This window comes from Streptomyces sp. Ru73 (assembly GCF_002920575.1).
Classification (GTDB): domain Bacteria; phylum Actinomycetota; class Actinomycetes; order Streptomycetales; family Streptomycetaceae; genus Streptomyces.
On sequence record NZ_PQSQ01000014.1, the window covers coordinates 21,021 to 39,290 of the forward strand.

An 18,270-nucleotide genomic window follows, 5' to 3' on the forward strand; every position below is an offset into this window, starting at 1 on the left:
TGCGGGTCACCGTACGGCTGTCCACGGCGTACGGGCCGGTCGCACATCCGCGCGACGACCCTCAGGGCGCGTCCTGTTCCAGCGCCTCCCAGCGCACCGTGCGGTCGCACCACCGTTCGAGGAGGACGCGGTCGTGGCCCACCGCGAGCAGCCCGGCACCGGACTCCGCGCGGTACTTCTCGACGGCCGCGACCAGCGCGGCCGTCGTGGAGGCGTCCAGCATCGCGGTCATCTCGTCGCAGATGAGCCAGCGCGGCCGGAGGACCAGGGCGCGGGCCAGGCAAGCGCGTTGCAGCTGGCCGTCGCTCACCTCGTGCGGGCGGCGGCCGAGCAGGTCGGCGCTCAGCCCCACTTCCGGTACCAGTTCGGCGAGCCGTGCGGCCGTCTCGCCGCGGCGCCCTGCCGCGCGCAGCGGCTCGGCGATCAGGTCGGCGAGCCGCAGGCGCGGGTCGGCGGCGAGCCGGGGCTGCTGGAAGACCACGCCGAAGGCGGTGCGGAGCGCGCGCGGGGCGCGGTGCCGCCAGCCGGGCGCGGCCCGCCCGTCCACGACGACGCTCCCCCGCTCCGGCCGGTGCAGCAGGGCCGCGACCTTGGCGAGCGTGGACTTGCCGCAGCCGCTCGGCCCGAGGAGCCCGACCGCCTCGCCGGGCGCCACCCGCAGGGAGACGCCGCTGACGACGGGCCGGCCGCGGTCGTACCCGGCGGTGACGTCGGTCAGTTCAAGCATCGGCGGGCTCCTGCGCGCGGCCTCGCGCTTCGGTCGGTACGTGGTGGCAGGCCACGCCGTCGACCGGTTCGGGAACGGCCTCGCAGACGTCGGTGGCATGCGGACAGCGGGCGGCGAAGGCGCAGCCGTCCGGGAGCGCGCCCAGCTCGGGCGGCAGTCCGGGAATGGGTGTGAAGGCGCGTTCGGGGAGCGCGTCGAGCAGGCCGCGCGCGTACGGGTGCCGGGGCCCCGGCGTGCCGAAGAAGGCGTCCGCTTCGGCGATTTCGACGAGCCGGCCCGCGTACATGACGGCGACCCGGTCGGCGATCCGCTCGGCGGCCGCGAGATCGTGCGTGATCATCAGCAGCGCGCGTCCGTCGTCCGCGTGCCGGCGCAGTTCGTCCGCCGTCCGGTCGACCAGGTCGCGGTCCAGCCCCGTGGTGGGCTCGTCGGCGATCAGCAGCGGCGCCTCGCCGACCAGCGCCAGCGCGGTGGCGGCGCGCTGCGCGAGGCCGCCGGAGAGCTGGTGCGGATACCGGTCGAGGTGGCTCGCGGGGAAGGCCGCGCGCTCGGCTGCCCCCTCTGCGGCCGAGCGCAGTGCGTGGCGGGGGACGTCCGTCAGTTCGCGGACGGTCTCCTCCAGCTGGGCCCGTACGGTCCGCACGGGCGTGAGGTGCGCCGCCGGGCTCTGCGGGACCAGCCCGGCCCGCCGGCCGCGGACGTGCCGGGCCAGCTCCCGCTCGGTGGCGGTGAGCAGGTCGGTGCCGGGCTGTCCTGCGGGGCCGGCGAGCCGGGCCGAGCCGGCGGTGCGCGCGTTGCCGGGCAGCAGGCCGAGCAGCGCGGAGGCCAGTACGGACTTGCCGCAGCCGCTCTCGCCGACCAGGGCCAGGCACTCGCCGGGCGCCAGGTCGAAGGAGGCGTCGGTGACGGCCGCGATGTGCCGGCCGCCGCGCATCCGGAAGCGTACGGAGAGGCCGCGGACGGACAGCACGGGAGGCGCTTCTCCGGTACTCACAGCATCAGCTCCGATCGGCGGCGCGGGTCGAGCCGTTCCCGCCAGGCGCCCGCGAGGCCGGCGACGGCGAGGGTGGGCACGATGAGGAACAGGCCGGGGAAGAGCGTGGGCCACCAGTCGCCCGCCAGCAGGGAGCCGCGCGCGGAGTTGACCATGATGCCCAGGCTCGCCTCGTGGGCGGGCAGGCCGAGTCCCAGGAAGGACAGCGCGGACTCGTGCCAGATGGCGTGCGGCACCATCAGGACGGCGGCGAGCCCGGCCCGTGGCAGCACACCGGGGAGGAGGTGGCGTACGGTCACCCGCCACCGCGAGGCGCCTCCGGAAATGGCGGCGTCGACGAACGGGCGGCCGCGCAGCGACAGCAGTTCGGCCCGCACGATGCGCGCGGTGGACAGCCAGTGGGTGAGCCCCACCGCGATGATCACCGGCCAGACGCCCGGCCGGAACATCGCCACGACGAAGATGCCCAGCAGCAGGTGCGGCACGGACGAGAAGAGGTCGACGACGCGCATCACGGCGCGGTCGGCCCAGCCGCCGAGCGCACCCGCCAGCGCGCCGACGGCGGTGCCGACGACCGTGGCGGTGAGCGCGGCGACCACACCGATGAGGAGCGAGACGCGCAGCCCGTAGACGCAGCGCAGCAGCAGGTCGCGGCCGACCTCGTCGGTACCGAAAGGGTGCGCGGGCGACGGCGGTTGCAGCTTGGCCGCGAGGTCGACGGCCTGTGCGTCCACCGGGACGAGCGGCGGTACGAGGAGGACGGCGAGCACGACGGCCGCCATGATGACGGCCGAGGCGGCGAGCCTCAGGGTGCGGTTGCCGCGGTCCCTTACGGTGCCGGGCCGCGCCGGGTGCCAGGTGAGCTCAGCCATCGAACGCCACCCTCGGGTCGGCGAGTCCGTACAGCAGGTCCGACAGCAGGTTCCCGATCAGCACCGCGATGGTGGCCAGCACCGTCAGCGCGGCGAGCAGCGGGAAGTCGACGCTGGTGGCGGCCTGGACGGTGGCAGCGGCAATGCCCGGCCAGCTGAAGACGGTCTCCACCAGCAGCGCGCCGGTGATGAGTTCGGGCACCCGGGAGCCGATCAGGGTGAGTACCGGCAGCAGGCCGCTGCGCAGCGCGTGCTGCACCAGGACGGTGCGCTCGCGCAGCCCCCGGGAGCGCGCGCCGCGCACCGCATCCTCGGCCAGCGCGTCGCCGACCCCTTGGCGCACGTACAGCACGAACCACGGGAGCTGCGAGACGGCCAGCACGAGGGCGGGCAGGGTCACATGACGGGCGACTTGGCCCGCGGTGACGGCGGCGCTCCCGGTGTCGGTGAGGCCGCCGGCCGGCAGCACGCCGAGCTTCAGTGCGCACAGCCAGATGGCGAGCAGGCCGAGCCAGAAGGGCGGCGCGGCCTCCAGGGCGTACGCGGCGCCGGTCACCGTACGGTCGAACATGCCGCCGCGCCATCGGGCGGCGAGCACGCCCAGTACGGTGCCGAGCAGGACGGCCGCCACGAAGGCCAGCGCGCACAGCAGCACGGACCAGCCGAGGCGTTCGCCGATCACCTGGGAGACCGGCGCGCGCAGCGTCGCGGAGTCGCCGAGGTCGCCGGTGAGGGCGCCGGTCAGCCAGTCCCACCAGCGGGCGAGGAGCGGCTGGTCGGCGCCGAGGTTGTGGCGGATCTGGTCGAGGTTCTCCTGGGACGCGGTCAGGCCGGCGGCCCCGGCGTACGCCTTGACCGGGTCGAAGGGCGAGGCCGCCGCGACGGCGAACACCCCGAGGGTGACGGCGAGGAGGACCGGGACGGCGAGCAGCACCCGCCGCCCCGTCATCCGCGCCATCGGCCCCCAGGGCAGGGTCGACAGGGTGCTCACTTCGCGGGCTGCCAGTCCTCGACGTTCCACCAGGGCCCGGAGGCCAGCCCGTGGTCGTGCGGCTCGACCTGCGTGGTCAGGCCCTTGGCGCCCGGGACCCGCCAGCCGTCGCGGACCACGTAGAGGTGGTCGATGTGGGTGAGGAAGACGTACGCGGGGTCTTTCTGGAGCTCGCGCTGGACCGTGTCGTACGCGGCCTTGCGGCGGTCGCGGTCGTCGGTGCGCCGGGCCTCGACGAGCTTCCGGTCGACCGTGCGGTTCGCGTACCGGGACATGTTGTTGAAGCCGTCGCCCGCGAGCGAGGAGTGCAGCAGCAGGTACTGGTCGAAGTCGGGGTCGGCGGGGCTGCCGCCGCCCGCGAGCACCGCGTCGTGCTTCATGCGGGGCTCGATGACCTCCCAGGTGCCGGACTCGACCTTGGCCTCGATGCCGGCCTTCTTGGCGTCGGAGGCGAAGGCGAGGGCGTGCTCCTGGCGGAGCTTGTCACCGGAGAGGTACCAGAGGGTGAAGGAGGCGCGCTGCTTCCCCTTCCGGCGGATGCCGTCAGGGCCCTTCTTCCAGCCCGCTTCGTCGAGGATGTGCTCGGCGCGCTTCAGATCGTGCGGGCGCTCGGTGCCCTGGGTGAACCAGGGGCTGTCGGTGGGCACGGGCCCGTAGGCGGGCTTGCCTGCGCCGTTGAGGATGCCCTTGACCATGGCGTCGCGGTCCACGGCGAGGTCCAGGGCGCGGCGGACGGCCTTGGCGCCGGTGACCGGATTGGCGGTGGGCAGCGTGACGTTGCGGTAGTCGAAGGTCTGCGCGGTGTACGTCTTCGTGTCCTGCGCGGACTTGAAGGTCGCGGCGAGGTTGGGCGGCAGGATGGCGCCGTCGAGGTCGCCGGAGCGCAGCCGGGTGGCGCGCACGTCGTCGTCCTTGATGATCGCCATGGTGAACGTCTTCACCTTCGGCGCGCCGCCCCAGTAGTGCGGGTTGGCCTTGAAGCTCAGCTTCTCGCCCTTGGACCAGCCGGTGAGGACGTACGGTCCCGTGCCGACCGGGTGGGTGGTGAAGGAGCCGTGGTTCACGTCCTGCCTGCCCGCGATGTGCTGCGGGGCGATCGGCAGGACGGTGCGCTCGGCGAACGGCGCGTAGGGGTACTTGAGGCGGAAGACGACGGTGTGGTCGTCCTTCTTCGACACGCTCTCGATGGCGTCGAGTTCGGCCTTGGAGGCGTTGTTGGTCTTCGCGTCGAGGATGGTGCGGTAGGTGAAGACCACGTCGTCGGCGGTGAAGGGCTTGCCGTCGCTGAACTCCACGCCCTTGCGCAGGGTGTAGGTGTAGGTCCGGCCGTCGTCGGTGACCTCGGGGAGCTTCGCGGCCAGCGCGGGCTTGAGCCGCATGTCCGCGTCGTGGGTGAGCAGCCCGTCGAAGATCTTGGAGTTGCCGTCCTTGCCGTAGCCCAGCAGCGGGCTGAGGCTGTCCGGTTCGTACGCGATGCCGACCACGGCCGAGTCCCCAGTGCCCGCTGCGGCCTTGCCGTCGGACGGGGTGGAGCAGGCGGCGGTACCGAGGGCCAGCGTCGCCGCCAGGGCCGCCGCGGCCGCTCTTCGTATGGACCGCGCTGACATGCACCACTCTCCTCTTGCCGCGTGCTGTCTCATGCCGTCGCAAAGCTTTTGCGAACGAATTGCAATTAAACAACACGTAAGAGAGTGCGGACAGACGTGGTCCTTACCGGTCCTGCGGTCCCGCGGTCGTGGCGTCAGTCGCCGAAGCCGCCGCCGAATCCCCCGCCGTCACCCCCGAAGCCCCCGCCGTCACCGCCGAAGCCGCCGCCGAAGTCACCGCTGTTGAAGTCGCCGCCGGAGTAGTCACCGCCGCCGAGCACGTCCCCGCCGTACCCGCCGTCGCCCCACCCGTAGGCGGCGGGGCCCATCATCGAGGAGCCGAGCAGCGTGCCGAGGAAGAGGCCGGGCAGCAGGCCGCCGCCCATCATGCCGTAGTAGCCGCCCGCCCAGGGGGCGTAGACGGGCCCGGCGTCCCAGTACGGGCGGTCCTCGCCGTACGGGGTGCGCACCGTGCGGGCCATCGGTTCCTGGCCGTCCGCGAGCCGCGCCTGATCGGCCGCGCACACGGGGACGGTGCGCTCGGCGCCTCCCGGTGGCGCCCACCGCTCGTCCGCCACGGAGGGGCCGTGGCGCGGGTCGAAGAAGCACGGCGGGCGGCGCTCGGGCAGCGGCCGGCCCGCACGCCGCGCGGCCAGTGCGGCCAGCGCGAACCGGCCGTCCTCCAGCACCTCGGTCACCCGGCGCACGTCCTCGGGGTGCCGGGCCCGCGCCATGGTCTGCTTGGCGTTCTCGTACGCGTCCAGGGCGTGCGCGTAGTCCGCGCGCATCGCGTCGTCGGCGCCCGGCTCGCCCGGCCGGAAGTCCAGCCGGTCCAGCTCCTCGCCGTACGCGGTGATGTCCTCGTCGACCACCACCCGCAGCGAGTCCAGCGCGGCCTGCTCCTCGGCCTCGCGGCGGCGCCTGGCCCGCCGGCGCACGGTGTACGCGCCGCCGGCCCCGAGGAGCACCAGAGCCCCGAGCCCGACCAGCGCGCCACTGCTCACCCCGTTCCCGCCGGCGTCGTGCCAGGACTCCGGCGTGCCCTTCCCGACCTGCTTCTGCGCCTGCGCGGCGAAGTCCTTCAACTGGGCCGTGGCGTCGTGCGGGTGCGCCCGCTGGGCGGCGCCCACGAGGTGGCGCACCGACTCCCGCGACATCACGTCGGCGTCGGCCCGCGCGTCGAAGCGGTCGCCGAGCTGCACCGCGTACACGCCGCGGATGCCGACCCGGGTGCGGAGGTCCTCGAAGAGCGTGGCGGGCGGATAGTCCGAGGTCGCGGGCAGCACGGCCACGAAGACCGGCTTGCCCGACTCCTCGATGTCGTGCGCCAGCGCGTCCGCCTGCGCGACGGGGAGCCGGCCCTCGGCCCGCGGGTCGACGTACACGGGTCCCTTGGTCAGCGCGTCGGCCGCCTCCTGCAGCCCTCCGCGGTCCCGCGGGACGGCGCCGTACGCGGCCGCAGGGGCGCCGTACGCGGCCGGCGGGGCCGCGGTGGCGGCCGGGGCGGCGGCGAGCAGCAACGCCGCGGAGGCGGCCGTCAGGGCCGGTACCGCCCGGCGCCGGGGTCGTCCGGGTACGCCCTTCATGCCTACGACGCTACTCCGAACTTCACTTATCCGACATGCGGGCCGGGGCGCCCGGAGAAGACGCCCGGAAAACCGTTGTCCGCATCAACCGTCGAGCGCGATCGCGTTCTTGGCCCGCTCGATCGCCTCCTCACCGGCGGGCCCGGCGTCGTCCGGGACCAGCGCCTGATTGCGGGCCACGAACGGCCGCATCCGCGCTTCGTAGCGGCCGAAAGCGCCCTGGTGGTCGTCACCCGTCCGGCCGAGTTCGTCGGCGAGCACGTAGGCGCCCACGAGGGCCAGGCTGGTCCCCTGGCCGGACAGCGGCGAGGCGCAGTACCCCGCGTCACCGACGAGGGCGACCCGGCCCGTGCTCCAGCGGTCGAGCCGCACCTGCGCCATGGCGTCGCAGTAGAAGTCGGGCGCCTGCCACATGGCCGCGAGCAGCTTCGGCGTCTCCCACCCCAGATGGCCCAGCCGCTCCTGGAACAGTGCCTTCTGGTGCTCGGTGTCGCGGTGATCGAAGGCGAGCGGCGCGGACCGGAAGCCGAGTGTCGCCCGCAGTTCGCCGTTGCCGCGCGCCGGATACACGCAGTACGTGGCGTCGCCGTCCTGGAGCCATACCTGCCAGTCGTCGAGGCCGAGGAAGTTGCCGGTACTGAACACGGCCACATAGGCGGAGAGGTGACGGAGGAACCGCTCCTCGGGGCCGAAGGACAGCCTGCGCACCGTGGAGTGGAGTCCGTCGGCGCCGATCACGAGGTCGAAGGTGCGGCTGCCGCCGCTCTCGAAGGCGGCGCGTACGCCGTCGGGCTCCTCCTGGAGGGAGGCGAGGGAGTCACCGAAGAGGTACTCGACGCCCTCGTCGGCCCGGCCGTGCAGCAGCCCGGTGAGGTCGTCGCGCAGCAGTTCGATGTCGTCGCTGTCGAGCCGGCCACTGCTGTAGGTCATCTCGGTGGACCGCCACAGCTCCTCGCCCGCGCCGTCGAGCATCGACATGCCGCGCATCCGAGTACGCAGCCGGCGCGCGTCCGCCAGCAGGTCCATCCGGTCCAGCACGTCGAGCGCCACGCCTCGTACGTCGATCGCCTGGCCGCCGGGACGGATCGCGGGAGCCCGCTCGACGACGGTCGGCGCGAAGCCCCGGCGGCGCAGCCAGTGGGCGGTGGCGAGGCCGGCGATCCCGGCACCGGAGACGAGCACGGTTTTCATGGTTCCCCCTCGGGTGACACGTACGGTGTACACAGCTGAATGTACGGCGTACGCGCCTGCTCGCCAAGGGCGTTTTCGCTGCATGCTGGCGGCCAGCGCTCAGGTTCTGTACTAGCTCAGGCAGGCTTCGGAGCCTCCCGTCCCTGGTAGCCTCTGTGCTAGTACAGCCGAGGGAGGGGCCCGATGGCCGCAGAGAAAAACGTGCCGCCGTACCGGCGCATCGTGGCGGAGATCCGGCGGCGCATCGAGGACGGCGAGCTGGCACCGGGCGACCGGGTGCCGTCCACCCGGCGGATCGCCGAGGAGTGGCAGGTCGCGCTCGCCACGGCCACGAAGGCGCTGACCGCCTTGCGGCAACTGGGGCTGGTGGAGGCGCGGCCACGGGTGGGCACGGTGGTGGCGCCCGCCCGGGAGGCCGCGGGCCCGGCGCGTGCTCCCCGTGCCGCGGCGGCGTCCGACCACGACCTGACACGTGCCCGGATCGTGCGCGCGGCCGTGGAGATCGCCGACGCGGAGGGGCTCGCCGCGCTGTCGATGCGGGGCGTCGCGGCACGTCTGGGGACCGCGGCGATGTCGCCCTACCGGTACGTGGCCGGCAAGGAGGAGCTGGTCCTGCTGATGGCGGACAGCGTGCACGGCGAGATCGCGTACCCCGCCGAGCCGCCCGGCTGCCGTCGGGCGCGCCTGGAGGCGGGCGCCAGGGCCCTGTGGGCGCTGCACCGGGCCCACCCCTGGCTGGCGCAGCTCGCGCCGCTCACGCGCCCGCTGGCGCTGCCGAACCTGATGGCGTACTCGGAGTGGATGCTCACCGGGCTCGACGGCCTGGGCCTCGACGGGACCGCCATGCTGAACATCAACGTGCTGCTCTACAGCCACGTCCAGGGGCTCGCCGTCCACCTCGAGCGGGAGGCCCAGGCCGAGAGCCTGACGGGCCTTTCCCAGGAGGAGTGGCTGGCCGGGCAGGAGGCGGCGTTCGCCGCGCTCGCCGCTTCGGGGCGGTACCCGATGTTCGGCCGGCTCCGGGAGTCCTTCGGGCCCGACGGCTACGACCTGGATCTGGACGGGCTCTTCGAGAGCGGGCTGCAGGCCCTCCTGGACGGCCTGGTCGCGCCGCATCTCGCCTGAGGGCCCGGCCGCGTCGCTCCTCCGGTGCCGGGGCGACCGGGTGCTCCGCCGCGCACGGAGCGACGCCGGCCGGCGGCCCCCACAGCCGCCGGCCGGCGTCCGTCCCTGCTCCGCGTCCCCGGCCGGGCGCGGCCGCCGTCCCGAGGCGCTACGGCGCCGCCAGGTCCACCAGTTCGGCGAGGGCCGCCCGGTGGTGGCCGGGGGCGCCGAGCGCGATCTCGTCGCTCTTGGCGCGCTTCAGGAACAGGTGCAGCGGGTGCTCCCAGGTCATGCCGATGCCGCCGTGCAGCTGGAGGCATTCCTGTGCGGCGCGGACCGCGACCGGGGCGCAGTACGCCTGCGCGACGGCCACCGCCACGGGCGCGTCCGGGCTGTCGGACGCCAGCGCGTCCGCGGCGTTGCGCGCCGCCGCCCGCGCCGACACCACCTCCAGCCAGAGCGCGGCCATCCGGTGCTTGAGCGCCTGGAACGAGCCGACGGCACGGCCGAACTGGTGGCGCTGCTTGGTGTATTCCACGATCTCGGTCAGGCACCACTCGGCGAGGCCCAGCTGCTCGGAGGCGAGCAGCCCGGCGCCCGTGAGCAGCGCCTTCCGTACGGCGGCACCGGCCCGGTCGGCGCCGGCGAGCCGGCGGCCCGCCGCCCCGTCGAAGGTGACGCGGGCCAGCCCGCGCGTGAGGTCCAGCGGGGTGACCGTCTCGATGTGCAGCCCCGGCGCACCGGCGTCCACGGCGTACAGCTCGATGCCGTCGGCCGCGCGTACCGGTACCAGCAGCACGTCGGCCGCCGCCGCGTCCGCTACCGAGGTGACGGTGCCGAGCAGGGCGCCGTCGGCCCCGGCCCGTACGGACGGCTCCAGCGGTCCGCCGGGCGCCGCCGTGAGCGGCAGCGCGAGCACGCCGACGCGCTCGCCGCCGGCCAGCGCGGCCAGCAGCCGGGCGGGCTCCTCCTCGGTGGTGTCGCAGCCCAGCAGGGCGGTGACCGCGAGGACGGCGCTCGTCAGATACGGCACGGGCGTCACGGCCCGGCCCAGCTCCTCCAGGACGACCGCCGCTTCCCGGGGCCCCGCGCCCTGGCCGCCGAGCTTCTCGGGGACGAGCAGTCCGGCCGCCCCGATGCCGCCGGCGAGCGAGCGCCAGAGAGCGGCGTCGTGGCTGCGCCCGGATTCCAGCTCGGCGAGCACCCCGGCCGGGCCGCCCCGGTCGGCCAGCAGGGACCGCACGGCGGCGCGCAGGTCGTCCTCGTGCTCCGAGTAGAGGAGGTCCGGGCCCTCGTGCGGGCCGGTCGCCGGGCCCTCTTGGAGCGTCTGCTGGTCGGTCATCGGGGCAGGTCCTTCCACGCGACGTCCTTGTCGGTGCGCGGCTCGGAGGGCAGTCCGAGCACGCGTTCGGCGACGATGTTGAGGAGCACCTCGGAGGTGCCGCCCTCGATGCTGTTGCCCTTGGCGCGCAGGTAGCGGTAGCCGGCCTCGCGCCCGGTGAAGTCCACGCCCTCGGGGCGGCGCAGCGTCCAGTCGTCGTACGTGAGGCCGTCCTCGCCGAGGAACTCCACCTCCCAGCCGCTGATCTCCTGGGCCAGCCGCGCGAAGGCGAGCTTCATGCCGCTGCCTTCGGGGCCCGGGTGGCCCAAGGTCAGCTGCTGGCGCAGCCGTTCGCCGGTGAGCCGGGCCACCTCGGCGTCGACCCAGAGCCGCAGCAGCCGCTGGTGCAGGTCGTGGGTGCGCAGTTCGGGCCGCTCGCGCCAGTCGGCGGCGGCAACGCCGATCATGCCGCCCTCGCGCGGGATGCGGGCGCCGCCGATGGCGACCCGCTCGTTCATCAGGGTGGTCTGGGCGACCTTCCAGCCCTCGCCCACCTCGCCGAGCCGGTGCGCGTCGGGGATGCGCACGTCGCTGAGGAAGACCTCGTTGAACTCCGCCTCGCCGGTGATCTGGCGCAGCGGGCGGACGTCCACACCGGGGTCCGTCATGTCGCACACGAAGTACGTGATGCCGCGGTGCTTCGGGGCCTCGGGGTCCGTGCGGGCGATGAGGATGGCCCAGCGGGCCTTGTGCGCGCCGGAGGTCCACACCTTCTGGCCGTTGACGGTCCAGGTGCCCTCGTCGTCCCGTACGGCGCGGGTGGCGAGGGCCGCGAGGTCGGAGCCGGCGCCGGGCTCGCTGAAGAGCTGGCACCACACCTCCTCGCCGGTCCACAGGGGCTTGAGGAACCGCTGCTTCTGTTCCTCGGTGCCGAAGCGCAGGATGGTCGGCGCCGCCATGCCCAGGCCGATGCCGATCCGGCGCGGGTCGTTGTCCGGCGCGCCGGCGGCCGTCAGCTCCTCGTCGACGACGGCCTGCAGGGCGCGGGGCGCGTCCAGGCCGCCGAGCCCCTCGGGGAAGTGCACCCAGGCGAGCCCGGCGTCGAAGCGGGCGCGCAGGAAGTCCATGCGGTCGGTGGTGGCGGGCGGGTGCGCGGCGAGCAGTTCGGCGGTGCGCCGGCGCAGTTCCTCGGCTCCGATGCTCATCGCGCCGCCGCCTCTCCGGGGACGACGACCACGCGGCCCGTGGTGACGCCGTCGGCGACCCTCTGTACGGCGTCCGCCGTGCCCTCCAGGGGCACGCGGTCGCCGATGAGCGGCTTGATGACGCCCTGCGCCGCCAGCTTGGTCAGCTCCTCGTGGCAGGCGCCGATCGCGGACGGCTCCTTCGTGGCGTACAGGCCCCAGTGGAGGCCGAGGATCGAGTAGTTCTTCACCAGGGCGTGGTTGAGCGCGGGGCTCGGGATGGTGCCGCTGGCGAAGCCGATGACGACGATGCGGCCTTCGAAGGCCACGCACTTGGCGGACTGGGCGTACGCGTCGCCGCCCACCGGGTCGTAGATCACGTCGGCGCCGCGGCCGCCGGTGGCTTCCTTGACGGTCTTGATGACGTCCTCGCTGCGCCGGTCGACGACCACGTCGCAGCCGAGTTCGCGGGCGACGGCCGCCTTCTCGGGGCCACCGACGACGCCGATGACGCGGGCGCCCGCGGCCCGGCCGAGCTGGACGGCCGCGCTGCCGACGCCGCCCGCCGCCGCGTGCACCAGCAGGGTCTCGCCGGCCTGGATGTGCGCGCGGCGGTGCAGCGCGAACCAGCCGGTCTGGTAGCCGATGTGCAGCGCGGCAGCCTCGGCGTCGTCCAGCGCGTCCGGTGCCGGCAGGACCGTCTTCGCGTCCACGACGGCCAGTTCGGCGAAGCCGCCGTCGGGCAGCGGCGGCTGGGCCAGCACCCGGGTGCCCTCGGCGACCCCGGCGCCCTCGCCCGCCGCGAGCACCTCGCCGCAGATCTCCACGCCGGGCGTGAAGGGCAGCGGCGGGCGCACCTGGTACTGGCCTCGGCACAGCAGCGCGTCGGGGAAGTTGACGTTCGCGGCCTTCACCCGGAGGAGCAGCTGTCCGGGGCCCGGCTGCGGGTCCGGGACCTCTTCGAGCCGCATCGCCTCACGTGGCTCGCCGTTCGCGTGTACCCGCCATGCCTTCACTGAGCTTCCCCTCACGACGTCGGTCGGCCTCGGTGCCATCGGCATACTAAGCGGTCGGTATGGCTGAGGGAACAGGTGTCAGGGAGGCAATCGGGGCGGGGTCGGCGCTTCTGGCGCGGCGGGCACCGGCCCTTCCAGACGCGGCCGTGGGGGCAGCCCTTCAGGCACCGCGGGCGTCAGCCCCTTCAGGCACCGCGGGCGTCAGCCCCTTCAGGCACCGCGGGCGTCAGCCCCTTCGGGACCGCGGGCGTCAGCCCTTCAGGCGCCGCACCTTGACCGTGTTGTCGGTACGGACGACCGACCGGCCGTCAGGGGCGGTCTGGACGCGCTCGTGCTCCGCGCAGACCAGCACCTCCCACTCCCCCTCGGCGAGCCGGAGGTCGGCCAGCACCTCCTCGGGGCCGGGCAGGCGCACGTCCGAATGCGCGTCCGTCTCCCACGGAGGCATCCCGGAGTGCCCCGTCACCAGCAGCGTCCCGCCGGGTGCCACCGCACCCGCCGCGGTGCGCAGCACCTCCTCCCGCGGCAGTTCGCCGAGCGTGTGCAGGAAGTGCGAGGTGACCAGGTCGAAGGTGCCCTCGGGGAAGGTCTCGCCCAGGGTGTGCCGCTGCCAGTCGATCCGGTGCGCCACCCCGGCGTCGGCCGCGTGCCCGGCCGCGCGGTCCAGCGCGACACGGGAGACGTCGACCGCCGTGACCTCCCAGCCCTGCCGCGCGAGCCAGATCGCGTCGCCGCCCTCCCCGCAGCCCAGGTCCAGGGCCCGGCCCGGCGTCATGCCGGCCACCTCCCTGACCAGTGCCGCGTTGGGCTCGCCGCTCCAGATCCGCTCGCTCTCGCCGTACCGGGCGTCCCAGAACTCCTCGTCCGAGATCTGTGCTTCGGTCATCGGCGCACACTCCTTCTCGTGTTCGTACCGGTGTGTCGGGCAGTACGGACGCGTCACGTACTGCTGCCGATGTTCCGGACCTCCGCGCCCCTTGGCGAACTTTGTTGCCGGGACGGCAAAGAGCCGCCTGCGCGCCCGCCGGCCAGGCCCGCCCGCACATGGCCGCAAGGCATCTGGAGGGCCGTCCGCGCCGCGCCCATAATGCGCAGCAGGCCGGTCCGCGCACGACCGGGACGCGGCGCGCGAGACCTGCCGCACCGGTGTCGGCCAGCGCTGCCGGAGGTGTCCGACCATGACGGTGACCAGCGCCTTCCGTACGGCCCCTGACCGGCCCCCGACATCCCTCGGGCGGCGGGCGGCGGCGAGCGCGGCGGCGGTGGCCGCCGGGGCGCTGCTGCTGGCGGCGTGCGGTGGCGGGGGCGGTGACACGGGCGGCCGCAAGGACACCGGCTCGGCGGCCCCACTGGCCACCGCGCTGCCGCAGAGCATCCGCGACAAGGGCTATCTCGACGTCGGCTCGGACATCGCGTACCCGCCGGTGGAGTTCAAGGACGCCAAGGGCCGGGCGGTCGGCCTCGACCCCGACCTGGCAGCGGCCCTGGGCAGGCAGCTGGGCGTGGAGTTCCGGTTCCGCATCGGTACCTTCGACACCCTGCTCACCGGGCTGCGCGCCAAGCGCTACGACATCGCCATGTCGGCCTTCACGGACAACAAGAACCGGCAGAACGGCATCGATCCGGCCACCGGGAAGAAGGTCGGCGAGGGGGTGGACTTCGTCGACTACTTCAGCGCCGGTGTGGCGATGTACGTCAGGAAGGACGCCCCCAGCCCGGTCAAGGGCTGGGGCGACCTCTGCGGCAGGAAGGCCGTGCTCCAGCGCGGCAGCGTCTCGGAGGACCTGGCCAGGAAGCTGTCGGCGAGGTGCGTGGCGGCCGGGAAGGCCCCGATCGCGCTGGAGCCCTTCGACAACGACCAGCAGGCCCAGACCCGGCTGCGGTCCGGCGGCGGCGACGTCGGCATCTCCGACTACCCGGTCGCCGAGTACGCGGCGCGGACCTCGGGCGGCGGCCGCGACTTCCGGCGCGTCGGCGGGCAGGTGCAGGCGGCGCCGTACGGCATCGCCGTCGCCAAGGGCAACACGCAGTTGCGGGACGCGCTGAAGTCCGCCGTGGACGCGGTGATGGCGAGCGGCGAGTACACCAGGATCCTGAAGAAGTGGGGCGTCACCGGTGGCGCCATCCACCGGGCCGAGATCAATGGCGGCAGCTGAGCGGCCGGACACCGCGCCGGCCGGCGGTCCGGTTGCCGTCACGGCGGTTCCGGTGCGCCACTGGGGCCGCTACGTCGCCGCCGTCCTCGCCGTCGGGGCCCTCGTCGCGCTCGTCGTCGCCTTCGCCCGGGGCCGGATCAACTGGGGCGCGGTGCCCGCCTACTTCTTCGACGACCGGATCCTGGAGGGCGTCGGGCAGACCCTGCTGCTGACCGTCCTGTCCATGGCGATCGGCACGGCAGGCGGCATCACCCTCGCGGTGATGCGGCTGTCCAGGAACCCGGTGACCGCGTCGATCGCGTGGTTCTACATCTGGTTCTTCCGCGGCACGCCGGTGCTGGTCCAGCTGATGGTCTGGTTCAACCTGGGGCTGGTCTTCCAGTACGTCCGGCTCGGGCCGCTGTACAGCGGCGAGTGGGCCGGCTTCATGACGCCGTTCCTGACGGCCCTGCTGGGGCTCGGGCTCAACGAGGCCGCCTACATGGCGGAGATCTGCCGCGCGGGCCTGCTCGCGGTCGACGAGGGCCAGACGGAGGCCGCGATGGCGCTGGGGATGCGCCATGGCAGGACGCTGCGCCGGATCGTGATCCCGCAGGCCATGCGGGTCATCGTGCCGCCCACGGGCAACGAGGTCATCACCATGCTCAAGACGACCTCGCTGGTGGCGGCGGTGCAGTACTACGAACTGCTGCGGTACGCGCAGGACATCGGGCAGCTCTCCGGCGCCCCGGTGGAGATGCTCTTCCTCGCGGCCGCCTGGTACCTGATCCTGACCTCGGTCCTCTCCGTCGGCCAGTACTACCTGGAACGCCACTACGCGCGCGGCTCCTCGCACCGGCTCCCGGCCACGCCGTGGCAGAAGGTGCGGGCGAACCTGCTCGTGCTCCGTCCGCGGAAGGCCGCGCGGGCGTCTGCGCGCCGGTGAGCGCAGCGGACCGTACGCGGCCTCAGGTACGCCCCTCCCGCTCCTGTGCGTCCGTGAGGGCGGCCGAGTGGGTGGCCCAGCCGGCGCGGACGACCGGGAAGCCGGCGGCCTCGACCGCGTCACAGACCAGCTCGTCGTCGTCCACGACGACCCGGACCTCGCGGCCGCGGGCGAGCTTGCTGAGCAGTTCGAGCTTGGTGAGGCGGGCCGGGCGGCGGTCACCGGACGGGCGCATCCAGACGCGGCCCTCGGGGAGGCCGTGCCGGGCCAGCCAGTCCAGGGTGTCGGCGCGGCACTTCTCGGGCCGCCCGGTCAGGTAGACGATCTCGCACTCGGCGGCGCTCTCCAGGGCCAGCGCGACGCCCTCGGGCAGCGGCGGGTCGTCCGGTGCCGCGGCGAAGAAGCCGTCCCAGTCGCGCGGTCGCCGCTCCAGGTAGTGCTGCCGGTGTGCCGTGCCCGCCAGGGTGTTGTCCAGGTCGAAGACCGCCAGGGGTGCCGCTGCCATGTGTCATCCCGTCGCCGTGCGTGCGGCCGCGGCGCCGGCACCGGCCGGCTCGCCGCGGTCCGTGGCCCGGATGCGGCCGGTGCCGATCCCGTCGGCCAGTGACAGCCGATCGTAGATCACCTCGGCGCACGCCGCCGTGTCCAGCTCCAGCACCACGTCGGGCGCTGCCGCCGGGCCGTCCGCGTAGCCGTACGCCTCCGTCGCCCCCGCGCCCGCCTCGTCCAGCGTGACGTGGAACGTCCCCTCGTCCAGCCGCACCTCCACGACGCGTACGGGCCCGTGCTCCGCCGGCCGCGCGGCGAAGTACCGGGCGAGCCGGGGCATCAGCGGTACGGCGAACCAGTGGGCGCGCATCGCGTCCGTGGGCCCGGGCGCGCCCAGCTCGGGCGCGCCCCAGTCGGCCAGTGCGGTGAGGACGGGGAGCAGGGCCCGGCCGCGCGGGGTGAGTTCGTACACGTGGGCTGCGGCGGGCGGGTCGAGTCTGCGGCGGACGGTCAGGCCGTCGCGCTCCATGTCCTTCAGGCGCCCTGCGAGCATGTCCGTGCTGACGCCCGGCAGGTCGGCGTGGAGGTCGGTGTAGCGCCGGGCCCCGGCCAGCAGCTCCCGGACGATCAGCAGGGTCCAGCGGTCGCCCACGGTGTCCAGGGCGCGGGCGACGGGGCAGTACTGGTCATAACTTCGGCGCGGCATGATCCCCAGCATAGACAAGAAGTTGGACTTTCCAAGTTGCCGCTTGGTAAAACCAAGTAGAGCCACAGACGCGCCGCGCCGCGGCGAGCGAGGGACCGGGAGGCCGCCGCATGGAGTTCAAGCAGTCGAACAAGATGACCGACGTCTGTTACGAGATCCGCGGTCCGGTGATCGAGCACGCCGACGCGCTGGAGGAGGCCGGGCACAGCGTGCTGCGGCTGAACACCGGCAACCCCGCGCTCTTCGGCTTCGAGGCGCCCGAGGAGATCCTCCAGGACGTGCTGCGCAACCTGTCCCGGGCGCACGGCTACACCGAGTCCCGCGGCATCCTGCCGGCGCGCCGGGCCGTCGCCCAGCACTACCAGTCGCTCGGCATCGACGTCGGCGTGGACGACGTCTACCTCGGCAACGGCGTCTCCGAGCTGGTCTCGATGGCGGTCCAGGCGCTCCTGGACGACGGCGACGAGGTGCTGATCCCGGCCCCCGACTTCCCACTGTGGACCGCGGTGACCACGCTCGCGGGCGGCAAGGCGGTGCACTACCTGTGCGACGAGTCCGCCGACTGGCTGCCGGACCTGGACGACATGGCCGCGAAGATCACCGACCGGACCCGGGCCCTGGTGATCATCAACCCGAACAACCCCACGGGCGCCGTCTACCCCCGTGAGCTGCTGGAAGGCATGCTCGACCTGGCCCGCCGGCACGGCCTGATGGTCTTCGCCGACGAGATCTACGACCGCATCCTCTACGACGGCGAGGTGCACCACAACGCCGCGGCGCTCGCCCCCGACCTGGTCTGCCTCACCTTCAGCGGCCTCTCCAAGGCGTACCGCGTGGCCGGCTTCCGCTCCGGCTGGCTGGTGGTCTCCGGGCCCACCCAGCACGCGGCCGACTACCTGGAGGGGCTGGGCACGCTGGCCGCGATGCGGCTGTGCCCGAACGCCCCGGCGCAGTACGCCATCCAGGCGGCGCTCGGCGGCCGTCAGTCGATCAACGACCTGGTGCTCCCCGGCGGCCGGCTCCGCGAGCAGCGCGACCGGGCCTGGGAACGGCTGAACGAGATCCCCGGCGTCTCGTGCGTGAAGCCCAAGGGCGCGCTCTACGCCTTCCCCCGCCTGGACCCGGCCGTGCACAGGATCCACGACGACGAGAAGTTCGTCCTCGACCTGCTGCTCCGGGAGAAGATCCAGGTCGTGCAGGGCACCGGCTTCAACTGGCCGCGTCCGGACCACTTCCGTATCCTGACACTCCCGCACGCCGATGACCTCGACGCCGCCATCAGCCGCATCGGACGCTTCCTGGCGGGGTACCGGCAGTGAGAGACTCCCCGTGCGGGCGCGCCGTCGTGCACCGGCGCGACCGCGGGCGGGCCGTGCGCGGTTCGTGCTCCGCCGGGCGCTGATGCGCCCTTGAGTGCGCCGC

Annotated in this window: 17 protein-coding genes; 4 read left to right on the top strand and 13 right to left on the bottom strand. The window is 73.9% G+C overall.

Features of this window, described 5'->3' with window-relative positions; all coding sequences use genetic code 11:
* Positions 1-61 precede the first annotated feature (61 nt).
* The 7 genes from C3486_RS09180 to C3486_RS09210 form a co-directional block, all read right to left on the bottom strand.
* Entirely contained in the window at positions 62-727 is a 666-nt protein-coding gene (locus C3486_RS09180) for an ABC transporter ATP-binding protein (protein ID WP_103832105.1), read from the bottom strand.
* On the bottom strand, positions 720-1,661 hold the full coding sequence (locus C3486_RS09185; RefSeq protein ID WP_103832182.1) for an ABC transporter ATP-binding protein: 942 nt from the start codon (positions 1,659-1,661) through the stop codon (positions 720-722). The genes C3486_RS09180 and C3486_RS09185 overlap by 8 nt, the downstream gene beginning before the upstream one ends.
* 56 nt (positions 1,662-1,717) lie before the next feature.
* Positions 1,718-2,593, bottom strand: coding sequence for an ABC transporter permease (locus C3486_RS09190; protein ID WP_103832106.1), 876 nt, complete (start codon positions 2,591-2,593; stop codon positions 1,718-1,720).
* Positions 2,586-3,542: an ABC transporter permease gene (locus tag C3486_RS09195; protein WP_103832183.1), complete on the bottom strand. Its 957-nt coding sequence runs from the start codon at positions 3,540-3,542 to the stop codon at positions 2,586-2,588. Before C3486_RS09195 ends, C3486_RS09190 begins: the two co-directional genes overlap by 8 nt.
* Before the next feature lie 38 nt (positions 3,543-3,580).
* On the bottom strand, positions 3,581-5,191 hold the full coding sequence (locus C3486_RS09200) for an ABC transporter substrate-binding protein (protein WP_103832107.1): 1,611 nt from the start codon (positions 5,189-5,191) through the stop codon (positions 3,581-3,583).
* A 134-nt stretch (positions 5,192-5,325) separates the two neighbouring features.
* Entirely contained in the window at positions 5,326-6,756 is a 1,431-nt protein-coding gene (locus C3486_RS09205; RefSeq protein ID WP_103832108.1) for a hypothetical protein, read from the bottom strand.
* Positions 6,757-6,840: 84 nt separating this feature from the next.
* On the bottom strand, positions 6,841-7,947 hold the full coding sequence (locus C3486_RS09210; protein WP_103832109.1) for an FAD-dependent monooxygenase: 1,107 nt from the start codon (positions 7,945-7,947) through the stop codon (positions 6,841-6,843).
* A 183-nt stretch (positions 7,948-8,130) separates the two neighbouring features.
* Here C3486_RS09210 and C3486_RS09215 point away from each other — a divergent pair, with 183 nt between their 5' ends.
* On the top strand, positions 8,131-9,072 hold the full coding sequence (locus C3486_RS09215; protein ID WP_103832110.1) for a TetR/AcrR family transcriptional regulator C-terminal domain-containing protein: 942 nt from the start codon (positions 8,131-8,133) through the stop codon (positions 9,070-9,072).
* A 148-nt stretch (positions 9,073-9,220) separates the two neighbouring features.
* On the opposite strand, the gene C3486_RS09220 is transcribed toward C3486_RS09215, so the two are convergent.
* The 4 genes from C3486_RS09220 to C3486_RS09235 form a co-directional block, all read right to left on the bottom strand.
* On the bottom strand, positions 9,221-10,393 hold the full coding sequence (locus tag C3486_RS09220; RefSeq protein WP_103832111.1) for an acyl-CoA dehydrogenase family protein: 1,173 nt from the start codon (positions 10,391-10,393) through the stop codon (positions 9,221-9,223).
* Positions 10,390-11,577, bottom strand: a complete 1,188-nt coding sequence (locus tag C3486_RS09225; protein WP_103832112.1) for an acyl-CoA dehydrogenase family protein — start codon at positions 11,575-11,577, stop codon at positions 10,390-10,392. Before C3486_RS09225 ends, C3486_RS09220 begins: the two co-directional genes overlap by 4 nt.
* Positions 11,574-12,572, bottom strand: a complete 999-nt coding sequence (locus C3486_RS09230) for an NADPH:quinone oxidoreductase family protein (protein ID WP_103832113.1) — start codon at positions 12,570-12,572, stop codon at positions 11,574-11,576. Before C3486_RS09230 ends, C3486_RS09225 begins: the two co-directional genes overlap by 4 nt.
* A gap of 250 nt (positions 12,573-12,822) precedes the next feature.
* Positions 12,823-13,458, bottom strand: a complete 636-nt coding sequence (locus C3486_RS09235) for a bifunctional 2-polyprenyl-6-hydroxyphenol methylase/3-demethylubiquinol 3-O-methyltransferase UbiG (RefSeq protein WP_103832114.1) — start codon at positions 13,456-13,458, stop codon at positions 12,823-12,825.
* A gap of 292 nt (positions 13,459-13,750) precedes the next feature.
* On the opposite strand from C3486_RS09235, the gene C3486_RS09240 reads away from it, so the two are divergent.
* Positions 13,751-14,728, top strand: coding sequence for an ABC transporter substrate-binding protein (locus C3486_RS09240; RefSeq protein ID WP_103832115.1), 978 nt, complete (start codon positions 13,751-13,753; stop codon positions 14,726-14,728).
* Complete coding sequence (locus tag C3486_RS09245) at positions 14,715-15,653, top strand: amino acid ABC transporter permease (RefSeq protein ID WP_103832116.1); 939 nt, start codon at positions 14,715-14,717, stop codon at positions 15,651-15,653. Before C3486_RS09240 ends, C3486_RS09245 begins: the two co-directional genes overlap by 14 nt.
* Positions 15,654-15,675: 22 nt before the next feature.
* On the opposite strand, the gene C3486_RS09250 is transcribed toward C3486_RS09245, so the two are convergent.
* Together C3486_RS09250 and C3486_RS09255 are read right to left on the bottom strand one after the other, a co-directional pair.
* Positions 15,676-16,158 (bottom strand): hypothetical protein, encoded by a 483-nt coding sequence (locus C3486_RS09250; protein ID WP_103832117.1) that lies wholly within the window; start codon positions 16,156-16,158, stop codon positions 15,676-15,678.
* A 3-nt stretch (positions 16,159-16,161) separates the two neighbouring features.
* Positions 16,162-16,851 carry a helix-turn-helix domain-containing protein gene (locus C3486_RS09255; protein WP_103832184.1) on the bottom strand — a complete coding sequence of 230 codons (690 nt, stop codon included), beginning with the start codon at positions 16,849-16,851 and terminating at the stop codon, positions 16,162-16,164.
* Between the two features lie 107 nt (positions 16,852-16,958).
* Here C3486_RS09255 and C3486_RS09260 point away from each other — a divergent pair, with 107 nt between their 5' ends.
* On the top strand, positions 16,959-18,167 hold the full coding sequence (locus C3486_RS09260) for a pyridoxal phosphate-dependent aminotransferase (protein WP_103832118.1): 1,209 nt from the start codon (positions 16,959-16,961) through the stop codon (positions 18,165-18,167).
* Positions 18,168-18,270 lie beyond the last annotated feature (103 nt).

Coding starts and splice junctions, on each gene's coding strand:
- C3486_RS09215 (WP_103832110.1), top strand. CDS start 8,131: ATGGCCGCAGAGAAAAACGTGCCGCCGTACCGGCGCATCGTGGCGGAG.
- C3486_RS09210 (WP_103832109.1), bottom strand. CDS start 7,947: ATGAAAACCGTGCTCGTCTCCGGTGCCGGGATCGCCGGCCTCGCCACC.
- C3486_RS09250 (WP_103832117.1), bottom strand. CDS start 16,158: ATGGCAGCGGCACCCCTGGCGGTCTTCGACCTGGACAACACCCTGGCG.
- C3486_RS09240 (WP_103832115.1), top strand. CDS start 13,751: ATGACGGTGACCAGCGCCTTCCGTACGGCCCCTGACCGGCCCCCGACA.
- C3486_RS09205 (WP_103832108.1), bottom strand. CDS start 6,756: ATGAAGGGCGTACCCGGACGACCCCGGCGCCGGGCGGTACCGGCCCTG.
- C3486_RS09190 (WP_103832106.1), bottom strand. CDS start 2,593: ATGGCTGAGCTCACCTGGCACCCGGCGCGGCCCGGCACCGTAAGGGAC.
- C3486_RS09185 (WP_103832182.1), bottom strand. CDS start 1,661: ATGCGCGGCGGCCGGCACATCGCGGCCGTCACCGACGCCTCCTTCGAC.
- C3486_RS09200 (WP_103832107.1), bottom strand. CDS start 5,191: ATGTCAGCGCGGTCCATACGAAGAGCGGCCGCGGCGGCCCTGGCGGCG.
- C3486_RS09195 (WP_103832183.1), bottom strand. CDS start 3,542: ATGACGGGGCGGCGGGTGCTGCTCGCCGTCCCGGTCCTCCTCGCCGTC.
- C3486_RS09260 (WP_103832118.1), top strand. CDS start 16,959: ATGGAGTTCAAGCAGTCGAACAAGATGACCGACGTCTGTTACGAGATC.
- C3486_RS09220 (WP_103832111.1), bottom strand. CDS start 10,393: ATGACCGACCAGCAGACGCTCCAAGAGGGCCCGGCGACCGGCCCGCAC.
- C3486_RS09225 (WP_103832112.1), bottom strand. CDS start 11,577: ATGAGCATCGGAGCCGAGGAACTGCGCCGGCGCACCGCCGAACTGCTC.
- C3486_RS09235 (WP_103832114.1), bottom strand. CDS start 13,458: ATGACCGAAGCACAGATCTCGGACGAGGAGTTCTGGGACGCCCGGTAC.
- C3486_RS09245 (WP_103832116.1), top strand. CDS start 14,715: ATGGCGGCAGCTGAGCGGCCGGACACCGCGCCGGCCGGCGGTCCGGTT.
- C3486_RS09180 (WP_103832105.1), bottom strand. CDS start 727: ATGCTTGAACTGACCGACGTCACCGCCGGGTACGACCGCGGCCGGCCC.